The sequence below is a fragment of the Streptomyces fuscigenes genome (assembly GCF_021556455.1).
Classification (GTDB): domain Bacteria; phylum Actinomycetota; class Actinomycetes; order Streptomycetales; family Streptomycetaceae; genus Streptomyces; species Streptomyces fuscigenes.
Genome location: NZ_JAKGCV010000730.1, coordinates 1 through 1607, shown reverse-complemented (window position 1 = coordinate 1607; position 1607 = coordinate 1). Strand labels below are relative to the sequence as shown.

The following is a 1607-nucleotide window of genomic DNA, read 5'->3' as shown; positions in this document are numbered from 1 at the left end:
CCGGCCCGGCCGGCGCGCCCGCCGGGGCGGCGGGGCGCGTCCGCCAGCGCGGCGCCATGCGCGCGCAGTCGCCCCGCAGCTCCGCCAGGTCCGCGCCGGGCTCGATGCCGACCCGGCCGGTCCTCGTCGGCCCCGCCTCGTGAATCGTCATGCGCCCACGGTACGTACACCCGCACACGGGGCAAAGCTCTACTTTCGGGTAGTTTCCGTGCCACATCCCGAGGTCCTCTCCGCCGCGCCCCCGGACGGGGGCGGTAGCGTGAAGTGACAACCCTTCGCCTCCCCAGGAGCGTTCACGCCGTGCGAATCGCAGTCTCCGGCTCCATCGCCACCGACCACCTGATGACCTTCCCCGGCCGCTTCTCGGACCAGCTGGTCGCCGACCAGCTGCACACGGTCTCCCTGTCCTTCCTCGTCGACAACCTTGACGTGCGCAGGGGCGGTGTCGCTCCGAACATCTGCTTCGGCATGGGCCAGCTGGGCCTGCGGCCGATCCTGGTCGGCGCCGCGGGGGAGGACTTCGACGAGTACCGCGGCTGGCTGGAGCGCCACGGCGTGGACACGGAATCCGTCCATATCTCCGACCACCTGCACACCGCTCGCTTCGTGTGCACCACGGACCAGGACCACAACCAGATCGGCTCGTTCTACACCGGCGCGATGAGCGAGGCCCGGCTGATCGAGATCCAGCACGTCGCCGAGCGCGTGGGCGGCCTGGACCTGGTGCTGATCGGTGCCGACGACCCGGAGGCGATGCTGCGCCACACCGAGGAGTGCCGGACGCGCGGGATCCCGTTCGCCGCCGACTTCTCGCAGCAGATCGCCCGCATGGACGGCGACGACATCCGCGCCCTCCTCGAAGGCGCCACGTACCTCTTCTCCAACGAGTACGAGAAGGGCCTCATCGAGGCCAAGACCGGCTGGAGCGACGCCGAGATCCTCAGCCGCGTCGGCCACCGCATCACGACCCTCGGCAAGAACGGCGCCCGCGTGGAGCGGGCGGGCCACCCCGCCGTCGAGGTCGGCTGCGCACAGGAGGAGGCCAAGGCCGACCCCACCGGCGTCGGCGACGCCTTCCGCGCGGGCTTCCTCACGGGCCTGTCCTGGGGCGTGTCCATGGAGCGCGCCGCGCAGGTCGGCTGCATGCTGGCGACGCTGGTCATCGAGACGGTCGGCACCCAGGAGTACACGCTGGCGCGCCACCACTTCATGGAGCGCTTCACCAAGGCGTACGGGCACGACGCGGCCGTCGAGGTGCAGAGCCACCTGGCCCTCTGACGCCTCCCGGGCGCGGATCCCGCGCCCGGCGCGTCCCGCTCAGGACAGCCGGCGGACCAGGTACGCGACACCGCGGTCCGCCGGCCGTTCGCCGACGTACTCCTGCCCGCGCATCCCGCACCAGGCGGGGATGTCGAGACGGGCGGCCTCGTCGTCCGACAGCACCGCGACGATCCCGCCGACGGGCACCCGCCCGAACACCTTCGCCAGCTCGATCACCGGGATCGGGCACCGCCTGCCCAGCGCGTCGACGACGGTCCCCGGCTCCTGGCCCGGCGCCCCGGCCGCCGGGCCGCCGGCCTCCGGCGCCACGCGCGCGCCTCCGCCCG

General features: G+C 73.1%; 2 protein-coding genes. One reads left to right on the top strand and one right to left on the bottom strand.

Annotation, left to right across the window (positions count from 1 at the left end; genetic code table 11):
* Positions 1-300: 300 nt before the first annotated feature.
* Positions 301-1278 carry a carbohydrate kinase family protein gene (locus L1885_RS28140; protein WP_235799967.1) on the top strand — a complete coding sequence of 326 codons (978 nt, stop codon included), beginning with the start codon at positions 301-303 and terminating at the stop codon, positions 1276-1278.
* A gap of 39 nt (positions 1279-1317) precedes the next feature.
* Here the strand turns inward: L1885_RS28140 and L1885_RS28135 are convergent.
* Positions 1318-1607 (bottom strand): sulfurtransferase TusA family protein (locus L1885_RS28135; RefSeq protein WP_235799966.1); only part of this gene is annotated, 290 nt, incomplete at its 5' end.